We start from the raw sequence: 17,833 nt of genomic DNA, 5'->3' as shown, positions 1-17,833 counted from the left end.
AGATTCACATTCGTTGACGTTTTTTGAAGACTGAAAATTCAGGTAACTGCACTCCGCCGTTTATTTAGCGGTGTGCGACGCTGAGAAGGTGCTGAGCTGCACGCAGCTACCGCGGGTGACTTAGAACGGCCAGTAACGGTCATTCGACAATACGGCCCAGATCGTCGACAATTTGTATCGAGAGCACATAAGGATTCAGCGCGACGCTTTCGCGCGGAAACGTGTTGCAGCGTATCGGACGGCTGCGCAACTTACCGACTCGGTAATCACAATAGAAAATTCTCCGGGGGAAAGAGAATGAAGCTAACGCTGCCGCCGTTGCTCGGCATAGATATAAAATTTGCGAAAGGATCAGTCAGGCAGTTGACGGAGGCTTCCAGAACATTGGAAGCCCAGATGATGCGATTTGCGCTCCCGTCTGCGCTAGGGTGGAAGTTTGAGACCGCTTTAGGTGAAATCATTTACCTATTTCAGCGCGTACCCGTGGAGGCGGAGATGCCCTCGGACGGCGCGGTGCTGGTAGGACACGTTCCGGAAGCGGCTGAGGAAATCGACCTTCGAAATGCTAAGTGGATACCTCGAAAGGGATCGATGGCAGGTAATCCTGTTGCTGAAGCGCTTAATAGTTGGCGAAACGCGTTTAAGTATATTAGCGAAGACGAAGCTGGTTTCGGAAGGATTGGCCTGCGTAAGCCGCAGATCGGAGCGCTCCACGCGATACATGCGCATTGGTCGACGACTTCCAGCGTTGCTACGGTGGTTATGCCAACAGGGACTGGGAAGACCGAAACCATGTTGGCAACCTTGATCACGGCGCGGTGCCCACGTCTGCTTGTTCTGGTTCCAACCGATGCGCTCCGGCGACAAATTGCCGAAAAATTCTATAGTCTTGGAATTCTTAAAGATCCAGATTGTATAGTCCTAGATCAATCGGCGGTCAGGCCTGTGGTAGGTACATTGATGAAGCTCCCGTCCACTCCAGACGAGGTCGATGAATTCTTCAGCCAATGTAACGTCGTCGTAACCACTAGCGCATTGGCCGGACTTTGCTCCCCTGATGTTCAGGACCGCATGGCGGAGCAATGTTCACATCTCTTCATTGACGAGGCGCATCACGCAGAGGCACCCACGTGGAAGCGGTTCAAATCTTTTTTTAAAGTGCGTGAAAGGCCCATCTTACAGTTCACAGCGACTCCATTCCGGGAGGATGGCCAGCCACTCGACGGGAAGATCGTCTATGTGTATCCCCTCAGAATGGCCCAACGTGAGGGATACTTTCGTTCTATTCGTTTCAGAAATGTCTTCGAATTCAGCACGCCGCGAGCTGATATGGAAATCGCCAAAGCGGTCGTAGATGAATTGCGAAAAGACGTAACGGGACTTCACGTCGCCATGGCGCGTGTAGCTACCAAAGCTCGCGCCGCTCACGTGCTTGAAATCTACCGCAATATCGGACAATACAATCCAGTCATGCTCCACAGCACCATGTCCAAGAAGGACGCGAATGTCTCTCGGAGCTTACTCGACTGCGGCCGGTCACGGATTGTAGTCTGTGTGGACATGCTAGGCGAAGGCTTTGACATGCCCGAACTGAAGATTGCTGCATTTCATGACCTCAAGAAGAGCTTGGCGATCACCTTGCAGTTAGCTGGCCGCTTCACGCGAGCGAGAAAAGATCTAGGCGACCCTGTATTCATCGCAAACACGGCAGATGTGAATCTCCGTGAAGAGCTGCGAACACTCTATTCCCAAGATCCTGACTGGAATCTTCTCCTGCCAGGCCTGAGCGAAGGCGCGATCGGTCAAGAAGTTGAGGCGCAGGAATTCCTCGCTGGATTTGTCGGACGGCTCGACGATATTCCATTGCATGAAATTCATCCATCAGCAAGCATGGTCGTATATCGCACCCGATGTGCGATGTGGAAACCTGAGAACTTCCGAAAGGCATTTCGAGGGGGATCGAAGGACGAGCGGATTTATCCAATTCTTAACGTGTCCGAACATACCTTGGTAGTCTTAGCGCCGCGACGCCACGGTGTGCCGTGGACCGATATCGCGTCGGTTGAGAGCATTGTCTGGGAACTCTGTATCGCTGTATGGGATCAACCTCGCGCTCTCCTTTATATCCACGGATCGACGAACACTGGTACCTACTCAGACTTTGCAAAAGCGCTGTGCGGAGATGATGCCTCCTTGGTAGTAGCACCCGAAGTGTTCAGGGTGATGGCCGGAATCAATCGGCTAATGCTCACGAATGTCGGCCTCAACGAACAAATTGGCCGCCAGATTCGATACACCGGCCGCATGGGCCCCGACGTAGGAGCACGTCTATCTGAAGCAACGCTGGGCACCACAACGAAGGCTGTTTTAGCAGCGGTCGGATTTTCACGGGGGGAACAAACTTCCATCGGTGCAGGGAAGCGAGGACGTGTGTGGTCGAATCTACGCCTGCGCGTAGGCCAATTTTCAGAGTGGTGTAAGCAAGCCGGCGAGAAGATCGCGAACGAGGAGATCGATCCAGAAGAGGTTCTGAAAGGCACTTTGATTCCGCGCATGGTGATGGCGCGCCCATCTTCTGTTGCCGTTGGGGTCGACTGGCCGGTTGAACTCATTGACTTCAACGAATCCGTCACAGCATTCTCTTTTGAGTATGTATCAGAAGTTTCCATGACTCACGTCGGCATCGAGCTTGTTGAGTGCTCGGCAACCGCGCCGCTGATCATCCGCATATTCACCGACAACCGGGAGGTCAAAGTCCGCCTGAAGTTCTTGGGAGCTGGTGCCACGGCTGACTTCGCCTTTGTCTATGAAGGCTCGGATCGTGCCCAGATCCGACGCGGGAAAACAGTCGACCTTTGTGATTTTCTCACCGAGTTTCCTCCGACTATTTGGTTTGCGGATGGTTCGAGGCTAGACGGAAACATGCATACGGAGTTGCGTACCGGCTCAACGCTGTTTCCACGGGACAAGCTCGAAGTACTCGATTGGACAGACATTGATATAAAAAAAGAATCGCAACGTGAGGAGCGCAGGAAAGACTCGGTGCAATACAGAACTATCGAGGTTCTAAAAGAGCGGTACGCTTATGACGTGCTGTTCGATGATGACGGAGCGGGTGAAGCAGCGGATATTGTGGGAATAACTCTCGATGATCCCGTGGCGCCGAAGCTGATTACGGTTGACCTGGTGCATTGCAAATACTCAGGCGGGAGCACGGCGGGTACGCGAATTGACGATATGTACGTCGTGTGCGGGCAGGCACAGCGCAGCGTTATGTGGTTGCACAACAAGGACAGACGGACCGATCTCTTCGTTCACCTTCTAAAGCGCGAAGCTACACGCATCGATGAAGGCAGACCATCCCGTATAGAGGTCGGTAGCCGTGATCGGCTGGCGTTGATCAGGGACATCAGCCGTACATGTTCAGTGACCCTCCGAGTTTTCATCGTCCAACCGGGGCTTTCGAGGACAAAGGCTGCTGAGCATCAACTGGCACTGCTAGGGGTCACTGAGAAATTTTTGAACGAAACTTACCAACTTCCGTTGCATGTCTTTTGCGGCGATATTGTGAAGGATTGACAAGTAAATTTTTCATGCCTTAAGCGTCATGTGGACGATTTTTTGGGCTTGGTAACAACCATCCGCGTAGGTTTCTGGCTGTTCAGCGTGGCGAAGTGATATCCATGAGCTGCTCCAATGGCAATTGAGGAGCCGCTTTGGGAGACATATGAAAGTCTGCTCGGCGTCGGCAACCGTGCGTCACATCCGGCGGGTAGCGGCTAGGAAGCGTCGCTCGCGTCTTCTTTGGTCTGGACGCTCTAACGTACGCCTTAACTGGAATTTTCCGTCGCACCGGCTTCATTCGCATGACGAATCAGCTGGTTGATGTTCGCAAGCATGCGTTCGCCGTCACGCGGACGATCGGGTCATGGAACAGCCCGGCCTGCGGTCGATGACGAGCAGTCCATATTTCGGGGAGGTGACTTCGGACATGGCGTTGCTCCTGAAGGGCCGATGCAGATGGAGAAACGACAAGACCCGGTCCGGAATCGGCGGGGCCTGTGTGAATCGATGGCGCTACGATTTTGCGCGCACGCGCCGCACGGACCCGCCGAAGGCGGTCGTGCGCGTGGTCGTCGAAAGGGTGGTCGTGGCGTTATGTCGAAGTCACCGAATTACGGACCCGAGCCGACTATCCATTGGAGCAGTTATGAATACCCAGATGTGCATCGATCTTTCATCCGCAGAACCTGTCGCGTCCACGGAAATCGTATTGAGTCTGCAGGACCGTGCGTACGAACTCGTCAAGTCCGGTGTGAAGAAGCTCGAATTTCGCAAGCGCTGGCGCAGCGGTCCGTGCACCGCCTATATCTATCGAAGCGGATCCAAGAGGGAACTGTCGGCCTATATGAAACTTGGTCCGCCAATCTACGGCACTCCTCAGGAAATTGGCCGCCTGGCTGAGCAGATGTTGCCGGGTAATGGTCCGGCCGTGGAGGAATACCTGATGTCGACGCAAGGAGGCTATGCCATTCCTATCGAGGAGTTTCGGGAGTTCCCCCCTTTCTCCCTTGCCGAACTTCGCGTGACGGGTTTCCATCCGCCGCAGTATTTTTTCTACCTGTCGAACTATCCCGAACTCCAACGAGCGTTGGAGGGGCGTCGCAGCAGACGGAGAAACGACTAGACCCCGTCCGGAACCGGCGGGGCCTGTGGGAATCGGTGACGCTACGATCTTGCGCGCACTCGCCGCACGGGCCCGCCGAAGGCGGTCGTGCGCGTGGTCGTCGAAAGGGTGATCGTGGCGTTATGCATTGAATGATCATGCCCGACGCGAGGGCGCGACGTCAATGATGCACCACCGATCAATCAAGCGCCTTCCCCGCCTTCTCATCCATGCACCGAATCGCAAGCAGCGTGAACGCGCCACACCCGATCGCATACCACGCAGGCGCATTCGCATTCCCGGTCGCCGCGATCAGCCACGTGACGAAGAACTGCGCGAAGCCGCCGAAGATTGCGACGCCCACGCTATACACCAGCGCACCGCCGGTCGCCCGCACCGCGCGCGGGAACAATTCGCCGAGCATCGCACCCGTCGCGCCGATGTTGATCGCGTGCACGATCGACAGCGCAGCGATGATCGAGAGCAGCGACGCGGCGCCCGGCCAGCGGTTCAGCGCAATGAACGCCGGATAGATCGCGGCCATCAGCACGATGCGCGTCCACCAGGCGATCCGGTTGCGTCCATAGATATCCGAGAGGTGGCCGCCGATCGGCGTCACGAGCATCAGGATCGCGCCGGCGACGCAGCCGGCCGTCATCGACAGCCAGGTCGGCAGGTGCAGCACCTGCACGCCGTAGATCGCCATGTAGAACACGATGATGTAGTGGATCGACGTGCCGCCGATCGTCACGCCGAGGCCCGCGAACACGGCCTTGCCGTGATGGCGCAGCACGGCGGCGAGCGGCAGCGACGCGACCGGCTCGTCGTGCGTGGCGGCGGCTGCGGGCGCGGCAGGCGGCACTTCCTCGACGGTGCGGCGCAGCCAGTAGCCGAGCGGCACGAACAGCGTGCCGATGATGAACGGCACGCGCCAGCCCCAGCTTTCGAGCTGCGCGGCATTGAGTGTCGACGTGAGCGCGACGCCGGTCAGCGCCCCCGCGAGCGCGGCAAGCCCCTGGCTCGAGAACTGAAACGACGCGTAGAAGCCGCGGCGGTGCTGCGGCGCCTGTTCGAGCAGCAGCGTCGTCGACGCGCCGACTTCGCCGCCCGACGCGAACCCCTGCAGGAGCCGCGCGAGCACGAGCAGCAGCGGTGCGGCGAGGCCGATCTGCGCGAAGGTCGGCGCGACCGCGATCGTCGCGGTGCCCAGCGCCATCAGCAGCAGCGTGAGGATCATCGCCTTCTTGCGGCCGGCGCGGTCGGCGTACATGCCGATCACGAGCCCGCCGAGCGGACGCGTGACGAAGCCAACGCCGAAGCTCGCGACCGCGAGCATCAACTGCCCGAACGACGAGTGCACGGGAAAGAACAGCTTGCCGATCAGGATCGCGAAGAAGCTGTAGACCGTGAAGTCGTAGAACTCGAGCGCGTTGCCGACCGCGGCGGCCGCGATCAGGCGGCGCTTCTTCGCGGCGGCGCGGGCATCGACCTGCGAGCCGGCGAACGAAAGGGCGGACGTTTCCATGGGGTTCCCCTGCTAAGGCGCGGGACTGCGTGATGAAGGGCCGTCAGGCCGCGAGCCAGGCTTCGGCGACGCGAACCCAGTAACTCGCGCCAATCGCGAGGATGTCGTCGTTGAAGTCGTAGCCGGGGTTGTGCACCATGCAGCCGCCCTTGCTGCCGATCCCGTTGCCGATGAACGCATAGCAGCCGGGGCGCGCCTCGAGCATGAACGCGAAGTCCTCGCTGCCCATCAGCGGCGCGGCGTCGGTTTCGACGCGCTCGGCGCCGAGCATCTGGCGCGCGATGTCGGCGGCGAACGCGGTCGGTTCCGGATTGTTGACGAGCACCGGATAGCCGTAGTCGTAATCCACTTCCGCCGCGACGCCGAAGCTTTCCGCCTGGCCCTTCACGAGCGCTTCGATGCGGCGTGCGAGCAGCGCGCGCACGTCGGCGTCCAGCGCCCGCACCGACAGCTTCATCACGACGGTTTCCGGAATGATGTTGAAGGTCTCGCCGGCCTGCACGCTGCCGACCGTGATCACGGCCGCATGCTGCGCGTCGACCTCGCGCGCGACGATGGTCTGCAGCGCGACCATGATGCTGCCCGCGGCCGACATCGGGTCGCGCGCGAAATGCGGCATCGCGCCGTGACCGCCGACGCCGCGCAGCGTGATCGTCACGCGGTCGGCCGACGCCATCGCGGCGCCGGTGCGGAACGCCATGTCGCCGGCGGCGCGGCCCGGCATGTTGTGGATCGCGAAGATCGCGTCGCACGGGAAGCGATCGAACAGGCCGTCGTCCATCATCGATTTCGCGCCGCCGAAATTTTCCTCGGCCGGCTGGAAGATCAGGTTCAGCGTGCCGGAGAACTGGCGCGTGGCTGCGAGGTGACGCGCCGCGCACAGCAGCATCGCGGTGTGGCCGTCGTGGCCGCACGCGTGCATCTTGTTCGCATGGCGGCTCGTGTACGGCAGGCCGGTGGCTTCGGCGATCGGCAGCGCATCCATGTCGGCGCGCAGCCCGACGGTGCGCGTGCCTTGGCCTTCGCGCAGCACGCCGACGACGCCGGTCTTGCCGATGCCGCGATGCACTTCGTAGCCCCAGCCGGTGAGCAGCTCGGCGACGAGATCGCTCGTCAGCGTTTCCTCGAACGCGAGTTCGGGGTGTGCGTGGATGCGGCGGCGTACTTCGATCAGATCGGGGGCGATCGCGGCGATGCCGGGGATGACGGGGTTCACGGCTTGCAGCATGGTGTCTCCTGTGGGGCCGGTGGGGCGTTTGACGCGCCTATGACGAGCAAGCATATAAATTTCTTTTGCGTACCAGAAGCTGCTAAATTGCTTTGGTGCACACCACTGGTTGCCGCTCGGGAATACCCTCAGCCGGCAAGCGTCGCGGCGCACAGGGTTTCCACGGATCACGCATTGCCCCCATGAAATACCATCAGCTGAAAGCGTTCGTCACCGTCGCGGAAGAAGGGAGCATCCGCGCGGCCGCGCGGCGTCTGAACGTGTCGCCGGCGGCGCTGACGAAGGCGGTCAAGGAGCTGGAGATCGCGCTTGGCGTATCGCTCGTGGTGCGCACCGCGCGTGGCGTGCAGCTCACCGCGTTCGGCCAGCAATTGCAGGTGCGCGCGCGGTTGATCGTCGCCGAAATGCAGCGCGCGCGCGACGACATCGAGCAGGCGCAGGGCGCGATGACCGGCTCCGTCGCGGCGGCGATCACGCCGGCGGCGGCGGTGACGATCCTGCCCGATGCGTTTCGCGCGTTCCGGCGGCGCTTTCCGGTCGCGCGCGTCAATCTCATCGAAGGGTTTCCGGGCGTCGCGCTGCCGCGGCTGCACGACGGCTCGCTCGATTTCGCGGTGGCCGTCGTCGTGCCCGAATTGCTCGCTGCCGAGTTCGATCACGCGGAGCTCTATGCGAGCCGATCGCTGATCGTCGCGCGCAAGGGCCATCCGCTCGCGTCGGCCACGTCGCTCGCCGATCTCGTCGACGCCGACTGGCTGATGAATCCTTCTCCCGAAAGCTCGACCCAGGTGCTGTTCAACTCGTTCGTCGCGTATGGGCTGCCGGTGCCGCAGCGGGTCGTCGAATGCCCGAGCTTCGGGCTCGCGCACAGCCTGATGACGCGCTGCGACCTGATCGCGTCGATGCCCGAGCAACTGCTGCACGGCGAGTGGGCGCGCGACCAGCTCGCGGTGCTGCCGATCCGCGAGCGGCTGCCTGGTGTGTCCGTGCAGGTCGTCACGCGCCGCGACAGCCCGCTCACGCCGGCCGCGGCGATGCTGCTCGACTGCCTGCGCGATTCCGCGCGACGCAAAGGGCTCGGATGAGCAGTGCAGGCGAGGGCGTGCGTCGCATCAAGTAGTGATCCTGACTATCTGCCGGGCATCCCCGGTCGGGCCCGCTTGCGGCTCGCTCGCCGCGAGCCGGTATCATAGCGGCCGGCCTGCCGCCCCGGCCGGCTTCCGACAACACGCCATCCGGCATCCAGCAATCAGAGGCATCACATGACCAGTGCAACCCAATTCGACAACGTATCGGTCGTCAAGCGCGCGAACGTCTACTTCGACGGCAAGTGCGTGTCGCATACCGTGCTCTTCCCGGAGGGCACGCGCAAGACGCTCGGCGTGATCCTGCCGTGCGCGCTCAACTTCGGCACGGACGCGCCCGAATTGATGGAAGTGCAGGCCGGCAAGTGTCGCGTGAAGCTCGACGGCAGCAGCGAGTGGCAAACCTATGGCGCCGGCGAATCGTTCTCGGTGCCGGGCAAGAGCCGCTTCGACATCGAAGTGCTCGAGACGCTCGACTACGTCTGCAGCTACCTGTAAGCGTGCAGGCTTCGGTCGCCGCACATGCGCGCGGCCGACGCGCCAAAACAAAAGCCCCGCCGAAGCGGGGCTCGTCGCATGCGGACGGCGCAATGCCGCGCGGTGCGGGGCTTACAGGCAGGCGCTGATGTCGCCGGCGGAAGCGGCGTCGCCACGCACGCCGACCCAGGTCTTCGCACCCGGCTGCCCCGACGGGCGAACCATTGCGGCCGCGCCGTTCGGCGGTTGCTGGCCCGGTACGTAGACATCGGTCGCGAGACCGTTGGCGAGCACGTTCTGCGAGACGACCTGTTGCTGCGACTTGTCAGCCCAGGTCTTGGCGATGCATGCCGAGACGTCCGGAGCGGATTTCTGGCTTTGTCCCACATTCTGCATGGCCGGATCGGCAGCATGAGCAGAAATTGCCACGGTCAATGCGATGAGCGGTAAGTATTTCATGTTCACGTTTTATCTCCCTCGAGTCGTGATTGATTGAGTGGGATGCGCAGCAGAACTGCGTCTCTGTGAGATTGCATCGGACCCATGCGGTTCCGGCGATTCCGCAACAAGTTGTTAACGCACTTGCCAAACGGCGATCCGGATGCTGTGTGTTCTGCTGCGCCGCGGCATGCGTCGCGTGCGGCCCGCACGGAGGCGGGGACGCGGCAACGACGTCATGCTTCGTGAGGTCGGCTCGCTGCCCTGTGGTGTGGCGGATTGATGGCCGCGGCGTGCTGCATGTGTCTGCATGTCGCGCCGCGACGCTTCTTTATTGGATGACGAAGTGGAATGGCTGAATGGTGGCCCCGTCGCATGAGCACCATGATGACAAACTTTCGTCCGGTGAATTGTCAACGAAGTTCAAACGTCGGACGCGCCGTTTCGGACTGCGGGAGATAGCGAACAGAGCGGGACGCGGCCGGCGCGCCGCGCATCGCTGCAAAGATCAGCCGACCTTGCGGGCGCCGATATCGCGCAGGTTGACCGGCACGACCGGGCGGAAGCGCTCGCGTTTCTGTTCGTCGTCGAAGTGCTGGAGCGCGGGCTTGATCAGGTCGCTGCGCGACACGATGCCGGTGACGCGCAGCGATTGCGGATCGTCGACGACCGGCAGCCGTTCGAGGCCGAGCATCGCGAGTCGCGATGCGACCACGCGGCACGTCTCGTGTGCCTGCGCGACGGCCGGTGCGCGATCGGCGAACGCGCTCGCGAGCGGTGCGTCAGGCCCGGCTTGCGCGCGGTGCGCGTCGAGCGTCGCGCGATCGACGAGGCCGAGCAGGCGGCCATTCTGCACGACCGGGTACGCACGATGCGTCTGCTTCGCGCCGAAGTATTGCGACTCGACGGCGTCGAGCGGCGTGGCGCCGTCGATCGCGACGAGCGCGTCGGCGGGCGTCATCACTTCAGTCACGTCATGACGTTCGAGCGGATCGACGCCGTATTCGCGATAGATGTGATAACCGCGGCGCGCGATCTTTTCCGTCATGATCGAGCGCTTCATCACGATGGTCGCGAAGCCGTGCGCGACGAGCGTCGCCGCGAGCAGCGGCAGCAGCGCGTTTGCGTCGTGCGTGAGGCCGAACGCGAACACGATCGCGGTGAGCGGTGCACCGAGCGTGGCGCCGAGCGTCGCGGCCATGCAGACGAGCGGCCACAGCGCCGGATCGCCGCCGGGCAGCACCGGCGACAGCACGGTGCCGAGGCCCGCGCCGAGCATCAGCAGCGGGGCGAGCACACCGCCGGACGTGCCGGAGCCGAGCGCGATCACCCACATCACGGCTTTCACGATCAACAGTGCCAGCGCGATCTTCAGCGCGATGTGCTGATGCAGCAGGTCGCCGATCACGTCGTAGCCGACGCCGAGCGCGCGCGGCTCGAGCCAGCCGCCGATGCCGATCACGATCGCGCCGAGCGCCGGCCACCACATCCAGTGCACCGGCAGCTTCGCGAAGGTGTCCTCGACGCGGTACAGCGCCGCCGACAGCCCGCACGCGAGCATGCCCGACAGCAAGCCCGCGACGATGCACGACAGCAGCGCGACGGGCGTGGGCGATGCGGTGGTGAGCGGAAACAGCGGCTCGACGCCGAAGAACACCGCGCGTGCGAAACCGGCGACCGCACAGGCGAGCGCGACCGGCAGGAAACTGCGCGGACGCCATTCGAACAGCAGCAGCTCGACCGCGAGCAGCACGGCGGCGACCGGCGTGCCGAACACGGCGGTCATGCCGGCGGCCGCGCCCGCGACGAGCAGCGTCTTGCGCTCGGCGGCGGTCACGTGCACGCATTGCGCGATCAGCGAGCCGAGCGCGCCGCCCGTCATGATGATCGGGCCTTCGGCGCCGAACGGGCCGCCGCTGCCGATCACGACGCCCGACGACAGCGGCTTGAGGATCGCGACCTTCGGCGACATGCGGCTCTTGCCGAACAGGATCGCCTCGATCGCCTCGGGAATGCCGTGGCCGCGGATCTTCTCCGAACCGAAGCGCGCCATCAGCCCGACGATCAATCCGCCGATCACCGGCACGACGATCACCCATGCGCCGAGCGTATGGTTCGCGGGCGAACGTTCGGTGAACGAAAACTGCTGGAAGAAGAACAGGTTCGTGAACAGGTGAATCAGGCTCAACAGCACGAACGCCGCCAGCGTGCTGAGCAAGCCGATCCCGGCGGCGAGCAACGCGATCCTGGGCAGGCGTTCGTTGGTCGAGAAATCGCGTTTATGTGGTGCGTTCATCGGCGTGAGGAAAGGTCGGTTAAGCGTGGGTCAGTAATCGATCTGCGGAACCTGGAACGCGCCCTTGAGCGATTTCAGCTCGGCGCGATGCATGGCCGCGAGGCGCGCGAGCAGCGTTTCGCCGGCCTCTTCGAGGTGCACCTCGACCTGCCGGCGGTCCGCTTCGCTCGTCTTGCGCTTCACGAGCCCGAGCGCCTCGCAGCGCGTCACCAGCGCGACGACGCCGTGATGCTGCGCCTGCAGGCGTTCGGCGATTTCCCCGATGGTTGCCCATTCACGGTGCGGGTAGCCTTTGATGTGCAGCAGCAACAGGTATTGCAGCGGCGTCACGCCTTCGCTTTGCGCGGCGCGTTCGGAGAAGCGCTCGAAGCGGCGCATCTGATAGCGGAATTCGGACAGTTGCTGGAAATCGCTTTTGGTCAGCGAGCGTCGGTTATCGGTCATTGCAGTCGGTCGGACAGGCAGTTTCGGTAGCGTGGAATATGTCATAACGTGATTAAATGGCCGATTTTTGGCAGAATGCGCAGCATTGCGTCGTGCGTCGGTGCCGTTCGTTCCGGTTACGCGGCTTCCAGCATCTGCGTCTGCCGGTACAGGCCGGTGACGAGATCGGTCTGCGTAATGATCCCGACGAGCCGGCGCGACGCGTCGACGACCGGGATGTGGTGGTGGCCCGAGTGCGTAAACAGCGGCACCAGCGCGGTAAGCGGCATGGTCTGCGGCACGGACGCGACGTCGCGGGTCATCACGGTGGCGACGCTCGGCGGCTGGCCGCCGAACGACTGCGGCAACCGCGCGGACAGCCGCTGCCACAGCGGCGTCGGGCGGCGCGCCTGGCGCGTGAGGTCGGCGCGCGTGACGATGCCGATCAGGCGAGCGTCGCCGTCGACGACGGGCAGCGCCTTCACGCGATGGCGCTCGAGCAGCGTCAGCGCGGCCGCCACCGACGTGGACGGCGCGACTTCGATCGCGTTCTTCGTCATCAGGTCGGCGCACGTGAGCTGGCCGAACGTGCGCGTATACGCCTGCATCTCGGTTTCGCGCAGCAGCATTTCGAGGTCGTCCGGATCGACGTCGAGCCATTCGCTGCGGCGCTTGAGCACCGCGTCGAGATCGGCGCGCGTGAAGCCGCCGCGTGCGGGCGCGGCGCTGCCGGCTTGCGGTTTCGCGTCGGGACGCACGCCGCCGTGCGGATAGCGATGGCCCGTCAGCGCGTGATACACGAGCGCCGCCGACAGCAGGATCCCCGATTGCAACGCGATCGGCTCGACCACGAAGCCGAAGCCGAGCGCGTGGATCGCCGGGCCGCCGAGCACGGCCGTCAGCGCGACCGCGCCGGACGGCGGGTGCACGCAGCGCAGCGCGAACATGCCGCCGATCGCGAGGGCGACCGCGACCGCGGCGGCCGTGATCGGATCGGCGATCCATTGCGCGCACGCGACGCCGACGGTCGCGGCCACCAGATTGCCGCCGATGATGGACCACGGCTGCGCGAGCGGGCTCGCGGGCACCGCGAACAGCAGCACGGCCGACGCGCCCATCGGCGCGACGAGCAGCGGCATGAGGCCCGGCACGCCGGGCAGCAGCCGCATCGTGACGCCGACCGTCGCGATGCCGACGAGCGCGCCCGCGCACGAGCGCATGCGTTCGCGCCAGCCGAGCGTCATCGGATGGGGAATGAAGCTGTGCAGCCATTGGCGGAACGTGCGGCGCGACGGGGAGGAGCCTGACGACATGGACGGTAAGCGGTAAAAAGGACGGCGCGGATGATCCGGCGCAAGAAAAGCGGAATTATATCGCGTTGTGATACAAATTGTCGCGCCGCATCAACGCGTTGCCCGCGCATGACGCGCCGGGCTTGCAAGAACCTTTCATCGGATGAAAGCGTGGCGGCTGCACGATCGCGCAATTTTGCGTGCGGCGGCGTACAATTCCGGCCACCGAATTCCCCGATATGCCACAGCCACGCACGCGATGCCCGCTCTCCCGCCCATTCCCCGGCATGGCGATCGCTTGCGCTGCGTTGGCGCGCACGCGTCGATTCCCCTCTGACGCGAGCGCCGCCGACGTTTCCCCACCGACCCTCCCCAAGCCAATTCAATGGACATGCTCGAAAACATGCGCCTGTTCGTGCGCGTTGTCGAAGCCGGCAGTTTCACCGCGGTCGCGAAAGAAATCGACGCGACCACCGCGCAGGTGTCGCGCGCGGTTTCGAATCTCGAAGCCCACGTACAGACGCGCCTGCTGCATCGCACGACGCGCCATCTCGGCCTGACCGAAAGCGGCGAGCGCTATTTCGAGCGGGCGAAATCGATCCTCGCCGAAATCGACTACGCGAACGCCGAAGCGCGCAACGCGCTGCTGCGGCCGAGCGGCAAGATGCGCATCCATGCGATGACGGGGCTCGGGCAGAGTCATGTCGTGTCGTCGATCGTGCGCTATCAGGAAGACAACCCGGACGTGTCGGTCGAGCTGACGCTCGCGCAGCGGATGCCGAACCTCGTCGAGGAGGGCTACGACGTGTCGATCGTGACCGCGTCGCAGTTGCCCGATTCCGGCTACGTCGCGCAGACCTGCGGCACGAGTTGCAGCGTGCTGGTTGCATCGCGCGACTACCTCGCGCGGCACGGCACGCCGACGACGCCGGACGACCTGCCGAACCACGTGTGCCTGCGCCTCGATACGCCCGCGTCGCCGGCCAGCGAGTGGCGGCTCGAGCGCGGCGACGACGAGGAGACCGTCTACGAACTGCAGCCGGCGCCGTTCCAGGTCAACGTGCCGGATGCACTGTGCGTCGCGGTGCGGGCGGGGCGCGGCATCGCGTGCGTCGCGCTGTACACGGTGCTCGACGACCTTCGCGAAGGGCGGCTGATCCGCGTGCTGCCCGACTATCGGCTGCAGACGGTCAGCGTGTACGCCGTCTATGCGACGCGCCGCTATCTGGACGCGAAGATCCGCACCTTCCTCGACCATCTGCGCACGACGCTTACGCCCGCGCTGGAAAACGACCTGCGCGAACTCGACCGTCTCACGGTCGAGCACACGCCGGGCAAGCGTCAGCGCGCGTGACGCCGCGGACGTCGGTTCGCTTGCCGGGCGGCGCGGAGCCGCAGGTCACGCGGCCGGGCGTGATGCGAATCGGCTCGAAGCGGCCGGCGAGCCACGCATAGGCGGCGACGCCGAGCAGCCCGTACGCGGCGACGAACCACAGCGCCGCCGCGAATGAACCCGTGTGCGCGACGAAGTAGCCGATCACGAGCGGCGTGACGATCCCCGCGATGTTGCCGAGGCCGCTGAACATGCCGCCGCTCAGGCCGACCATGCCTTCCGCGGTGTCGGCGAGCGCGGCCCAGCCGACCGCCGCGAGCCCCTTGCCGAAGACCGCGATCGTCATCGGCGCGATCCCGACGGCGTTCAATCCGGGGCAACCGAGTATGGGAATCGTATCGATATCGGTCTAACATCAAAAGACGATCGATTGATTCAAGATTTGAATGATTGAACTGAACCAGCTTCGCTGCTTCGTCGCCGTCGCCGAGGAACTGCATTTCGGGCGCGCGGCCAAGCGGCTGTTCATGACGCAGCCGCCGCTCAGCCGGCAGATCCAGTTGCTCGAGCACGCGCTCGGCATCGCGCTGCTCGAGCGCAGCAGCCGGCAGGTCAGGCTGACCGCGGCCGGCGAGCGCTTTCTGCGCGATGCGCGCCACATCCTCGAGTTTTCCGCACGGGCCGAGCAGGCCGCGCAGCGCGTCGCGCACGGCGGGGCCGGCCGCATCACGCTCGGCTTCACGGCGGTCAGCGCGTACCGGATGATTCCGGTGCTGCTCGCGCATGCGGCGCACGCGCTGCCGGACGTCGATGTCGAGTTGCGCGAAATGGTGTCGACCGTGCAGATCGACGCGCTTGCGTCGCGCATGCTCGATGCGGGCTTCGTGCGCCAGCGCGCCGCGCGCCATCCGCTCGAATACCGGCTCGTGCAGCGTGAGCCGATGCTCGTCGCGGTCGCGCAGGGCTCTACGCTCGCCGCGTACGAACGGATCGGCCCGGACGAACTCGACCGGCAGCCGTTCATCGCGTATTCGCCGAACGAGGGGAAGTACTTCCACGACATGATCTCGGGGATGTTCGCCGGCGCCGGCCGCTTGCCGAACTACCTGCATTACGTCGGGCAGACGCATACGATCCTCGGCCTGGTGCGCGCGGGGCTCGGCGCCGCGCTGGTGCCGGCGTCGGCGCGCGAGCTGCATGTGGACGGCGTGGTGTTCCGGCCGCTCGCGGGCGTCGACGTGGCGGCCGAGCTGTATCTCGCCTGGCGCGCGGACAACGACAATCCGGCGCTGCCGGTGTTCAACGCGATGGTCGAGCGGTTTCTGACGGAAGGGGCGGATGGTGGCGGCGTTTAGCCCAAGGCACTAGTCTGACGCCGCAACGAGCTGGCGAACCTGAAGCGAATCCTGGTCAGCCAGCATCTGGTGATTCGGGGCCGCTAGCCGGGCCGCGCGCATTGAGGTGTTCAGTGAGTGATCGACAGGAACAGATACGCCGCGAACAGCGACAGGTGCACGACGCCGTGCAGCACCGTCGTGCGCCCCTGGCTAAGCGTCAGCGTGCTGACGAGCAGCGTGAGCGCCAGCAGCACGGTTTCCATCGCGCCGATGCCGAGCGTGAGCGGCTGGCCGACCCAGATGAACACGGCCGCGACGGTCGGGATCGTGAGCCCGATGCTCGCGAGCGCCGAACCGAGCGCGAGATTCATGCTGGTCTGCAGGCGGTTCGCGCGCGCGGCGGTGACGGCCGCGAGCCCTTCCGGTAGCAGCACGAGTGCGGCGATCACGATGCCGACGGCCGCTTCGGGTGCGCCGAGCTTCATCACCGCATGTTCGACGGCCGGCGACAACAGCTTAGCGAGCAGCACGACCGCGACGAGGCTCGCGAACAGCAGCACGAGGCTGATCGCCGCGGTGCGGCCGGTCGGCGGTGCCGCGTGCACCGATTCATTCGCACTGTCGTGCGCGGTGAGGAAGTAGTCGCGGTGACGCACGGTCTGCACGAATACGAATGCGCCGTACAGTACGAGCGACGACACGCCGGCGAACGCCAGCTGCGATTTCGAAAAGAACGGACCGGGCGCGGCGCTCAGGTAGTTCGGCATCACGAGCGACAGCACCGACAGCGACGCGAGCACCGCAAGCGCCTTGCTCGCCCCGCGCCCCTGGAAGTCCTGCTCGCCGTGCTTCCATGCACCGACCAGCAGGCAGAGGCCGACGATGCCGTTGCAGATGATCATCACGGCGGCGAACACGGTGTCACGCGCGAGGCCCGATTTCTCGGGACCGGCGCCGAGCATCACCGACACGATCAGCGCGACTTCGATGACGGTTACGGCGACCGCGAGCACGAGCGTGCCGAACGGCTCGCCGACGCGGTGCGCGACGACTTCGGCATGGTGGACGGCGGCGAACACGGCGCCGGCGAGCGCGGCGGCCAACACTGCGATGACGAGGCCTTCGGCCGGCACGACGCGCGACAGCGCGAGTACCAGCCACGCGGCAAGCGGGGCCCAGAGGGTCCAGCGCGGGAGCTGGTTGGACGAGATCGGCATGGACGGTTTCCCTATGCGAGTGGCGGCGCGCGACGCGCCGTCACGGATTGACGAAGCCCGGCCGGATAATCCGCCGAACGAGGACGATGATGCTGATGGGCGGCAGCGCGCAACGGTGCTGCCTCCGGTTCGCCGCGCTGAGGCGGCGAGGGGCGCGGGCGGGCCGAAGCCCGTCGCGGGATGAAACGGATCGATGCGACCGGTGCCGATGGCGGGGCGCGCCGTCTGGCGGCGCTGCGGTTCGGAGCCGGCCCCGAAAGGGCGGCGGGCAATGGGCGGCGGCGTGACACGCGGTTTCCCCTGAAATCCGGCGATTTGTCGAATTTTATCAGGCGTTCGGGGGTCGCTATCTCATATTCGAACGCTTTCATTGACCTTTCGGTTTGCAAAAAGTGCCCCAATCGGTCGATTTTTTTGTTTTTGCAGTTTGCGTAACGCTCTCTTGCACGACAAATTCGGGCTCGCCCTGACATAAATCTACCGACCGGTCGGTTTATAATCGCTCGCACTTCCACT

At 64.0% G+C, this 17,833-nt stretch carries 13 protein-coding genes and 1 pseudogene; 6 read left to right on the top strand and 8 right to left on the bottom strand.

What is annotated here, in order from left to right; translation table 11 throughout:
• Positions 1-297: 297 nt before the first annotated feature.
• The gene (locus BAMB_RS19935; protein ID WP_011658975.1) at positions 298-3,579 is read left to right on the top strand and encodes a DEAD/DEAH box helicase; all 3,282 of its coding nucleotides are present in this window, start codon (positions 298-300) and stop codon (positions 3,577-3,579) included.
• A 631-nt stretch (positions 3,580-4,210) separates the two neighbouring features.
• A complete protein-coding gene (locus BAMB_RS19930) occupies positions 4,211-4,687 on the top strand; it encodes a hypothetical protein (protein ID WP_041491484.1) in 477 nt (158 codons plus the stop codon).
• 178 nt (positions 4,688-4,865) lie between these two features.
• Here the strand turns inward: BAMB_RS19930 and BAMB_RS19925 are convergent, their stop codons facing one another.
• A complete protein-coding gene (locus BAMB_RS19925; protein ID WP_011658973.1) occupies positions 4,866-6,191 on the bottom strand; it encodes an MFS transporter in 1,326 nt (441 codons plus the stop codon).
• Between the two features lie 43 nt (positions 6,192-6,234).
• The gene (locus BAMB_RS19920) at positions 6,235-7,419 is read right to left on the bottom strand and encodes a M20 aminoacylase family protein (RefSeq protein WP_011658972.1); all 1,185 of its coding nucleotides are present in this window, start codon (positions 7,417-7,419) and stop codon (positions 6,235-6,237) included.
• 182 nt (positions 7,420-7,601) lie between these two features.
• Between BAMB_RS19920 and BAMB_RS19915 the strand changes: the two genes are divergently transcribed.
• On the top strand, positions 7,602-8,504 hold the full coding sequence (locus tag BAMB_RS19915) for a LysR substrate-binding domain-containing protein (protein ID WP_011658971.1): 903 nt from the start codon (positions 7,602-7,604) through the stop codon (positions 8,502-8,504).
• Between the two features lie 177 nt (positions 8,505-8,681).
• Positions 8,682-9,002 (top strand): pyrimidine/purine nucleoside phosphorylase, encoded by a 321-nt coding sequence (gene ppnP / locus BAMB_RS19910; protein ID WP_011658970.1) that lies wholly within the window; start codon positions 8,682-8,684, stop codon positions 9,000-9,002.
• A gap of 111 nt (positions 9,003-9,113) precedes the next feature.
• Here the strand turns inward: ppnP and BAMB_RS19905 are convergent, their stop codons facing one another.
• The 4 genes from BAMB_RS19905 to BAMB_RS19890 form a co-directional block, all read right to left on the bottom strand.
• A complete protein-coding gene (locus tag BAMB_RS19905) occupies positions 9,114-9,440 on the bottom strand; it encodes a hypothetical protein (RefSeq protein WP_011658969.1) in 327 nt (108 codons plus the stop codon).
• A 487-nt stretch (positions 9,441-9,927) separates the two neighbouring features.
• The gene (locus BAMB_RS19900) at positions 9,928-11,715 is read right to left on the bottom strand and encodes a chloride channel protein (RefSeq protein WP_011658968.1); all 1,788 of its coding nucleotides are present in this window, start codon (positions 11,713-11,715) and stop codon (positions 9,928-9,930) included.
• Between the two features lie 30 nt (positions 11,716-11,745).
• A complete protein-coding gene (locus tag BAMB_RS19895) occupies positions 11,746-12,159 on the bottom strand; it encodes a MarR family winged helix-turn-helix transcriptional regulator (protein WP_006754165.1) in 414 nt (137 codons plus the stop codon).
• A 116-nt stretch (positions 12,160-12,275) separates the two neighbouring features.
• On the bottom strand, positions 12,276-13,451 hold the full coding sequence (locus BAMB_RS19890; RefSeq protein ID WP_011658966.1) for an HPP family protein: 1,176 nt from the start codon (positions 13,449-13,451) through the stop codon (positions 12,276-12,278).
• 364 nt (positions 13,452-13,815) lie between these two features.
• Between BAMB_RS19890 and BAMB_RS19885 the strand changes: the two genes are divergently transcribed.
• A complete protein-coding gene (locus BAMB_RS19885) occupies positions 13,816-14,784 on the top strand; it encodes a LysR family transcriptional regulator (protein ID WP_011658965.1) in 969 nt (322 codons plus the stop codon).
• 55 nt (positions 14,785-14,839) lie between these two features.
• Here BAMB_RS19885 and BAMB_RS19880 read toward each other — a convergent pair.
• Positions 14,840-15,130: pseudogene (locus BAMB_RS19880) on the bottom strand (MFS transporter); the annotation flags it as partial.
• 79 nt (positions 15,131-15,209) lie between these two features.
• Here BAMB_RS19880 and BAMB_RS19875 point away from each other — a divergent pair.
• Positions 15,210-16,118, top strand: coding sequence for a LysR family transcriptional regulator (locus BAMB_RS19875; protein ID WP_011658963.1), 909 nt, complete (start codon positions 15,210-15,212; stop codon positions 16,116-16,118).
• Positions 16,119-16,228: 110 nt separating this feature from the next.
• Here the strand turns inward: BAMB_RS19875 and BAMB_RS19870 are convergent, their stop codons facing one another.
• Entirely contained in the window at positions 16,229-17,317 is a 1,089-nt protein-coding gene (locus BAMB_RS19870; RefSeq protein WP_011658962.1) for a calcium:cation antiporter, read from the bottom strand.
• Between the last annotated feature and the right edge of the window lie 516 nt (positions 17,318-17,833).

This window comes from Burkholderia ambifaria AMMD, assembly GCF_000203915.1.
Lineage (GTDB): Bacteria > Pseudomonadota > Gammaproteobacteria > Burkholderiales > Burkholderiaceae > Burkholderia > Burkholderia ambifaria.
Note: the sequence above shows the minus strand (reverse complement) of the source record. Positions and strands in the feature narration are given on the sequence as shown.

Coding starts and splice junctions, on each gene's coding strand:
- BAMB_RS19930 (WP_041491484.1), top strand. CDS start 4,211: ATGAATACCCAGATGTGCATCGATCTTTCATCCGCAGAACCTGTCGCG.
- BAMB_RS19900 (WP_011658968.1), bottom strand. CDS start 11,715: ATGAACGCACCACATAAACGCGATTTCTCGACCAACGAACGCCTGCCC.
- BAMB_RS19895 (WP_006754165.1), bottom strand. CDS start 12,159: ATGACCGATAACCGACGCTCGCTGACCAAAAGCGATTTCCAGCAACTG.
- BAMB_RS19925 (WP_011658973.1), bottom strand. CDS start 6,191: ATGGAAACGTCCGCCCTTTCGTTCGCCGGCTCGCAGGTCGATGCCCGC.
- ppnP (WP_011658970.1), top strand. CDS start 8,682: ATGACCAGTGCAACCCAATTCGACAACGTATCGGTCGTCAAGCGCGCG.
- BAMB_RS19920 (WP_011658972.1), bottom strand. CDS start 7,419: ATGCTGCAAGCCGTGAACCCCGTCATCCCCGGCATCGCCGCGATCGCC.
- BAMB_RS19915 (WP_011658971.1), top strand. CDS start 7,602: ATGAAATACCATCAGCTGAAAGCGTTCGTCACCGTCGCGGAAGAAGGG.
- BAMB_RS19935 (WP_011658975.1), top strand. CDS start 298: ATGAAGCTAACGCTGCCGCCGTTGCTCGGCATAGATATAAAATTTGCG.
- BAMB_RS19875 (WP_011658963.1), top strand. CDS start 15,210: ATGATTGAACTGAACCAGCTTCGCTGCTTCGTCGCCGTCGCCGAGGAA.
- BAMB_RS19905 (WP_011658969.1), bottom strand. CDS start 9,440: ATGAAATACTTACCGCTCATCGCATTGACCGTGGCAATTTCTGCTCAT.
- BAMB_RS19890 (WP_011658966.1), bottom strand. CDS start 13,451: ATGTCGTCAGGCTCCTCCCCGTCGCGCCGCACGTTCCGCCAATGGCTG.
- BAMB_RS19885 (WP_011658965.1), top strand. CDS start 13,816: ATGGACATGCTCGAAAACATGCGCCTGTTCGTGCGCGTTGTCGAAGCC.
- BAMB_RS19870 (WP_011658962.1), bottom strand. CDS start 17,317: ATGCCGATCTCGTCCAACCAGCTCCCGCGCTGGACCCTCTGGGCCCCG.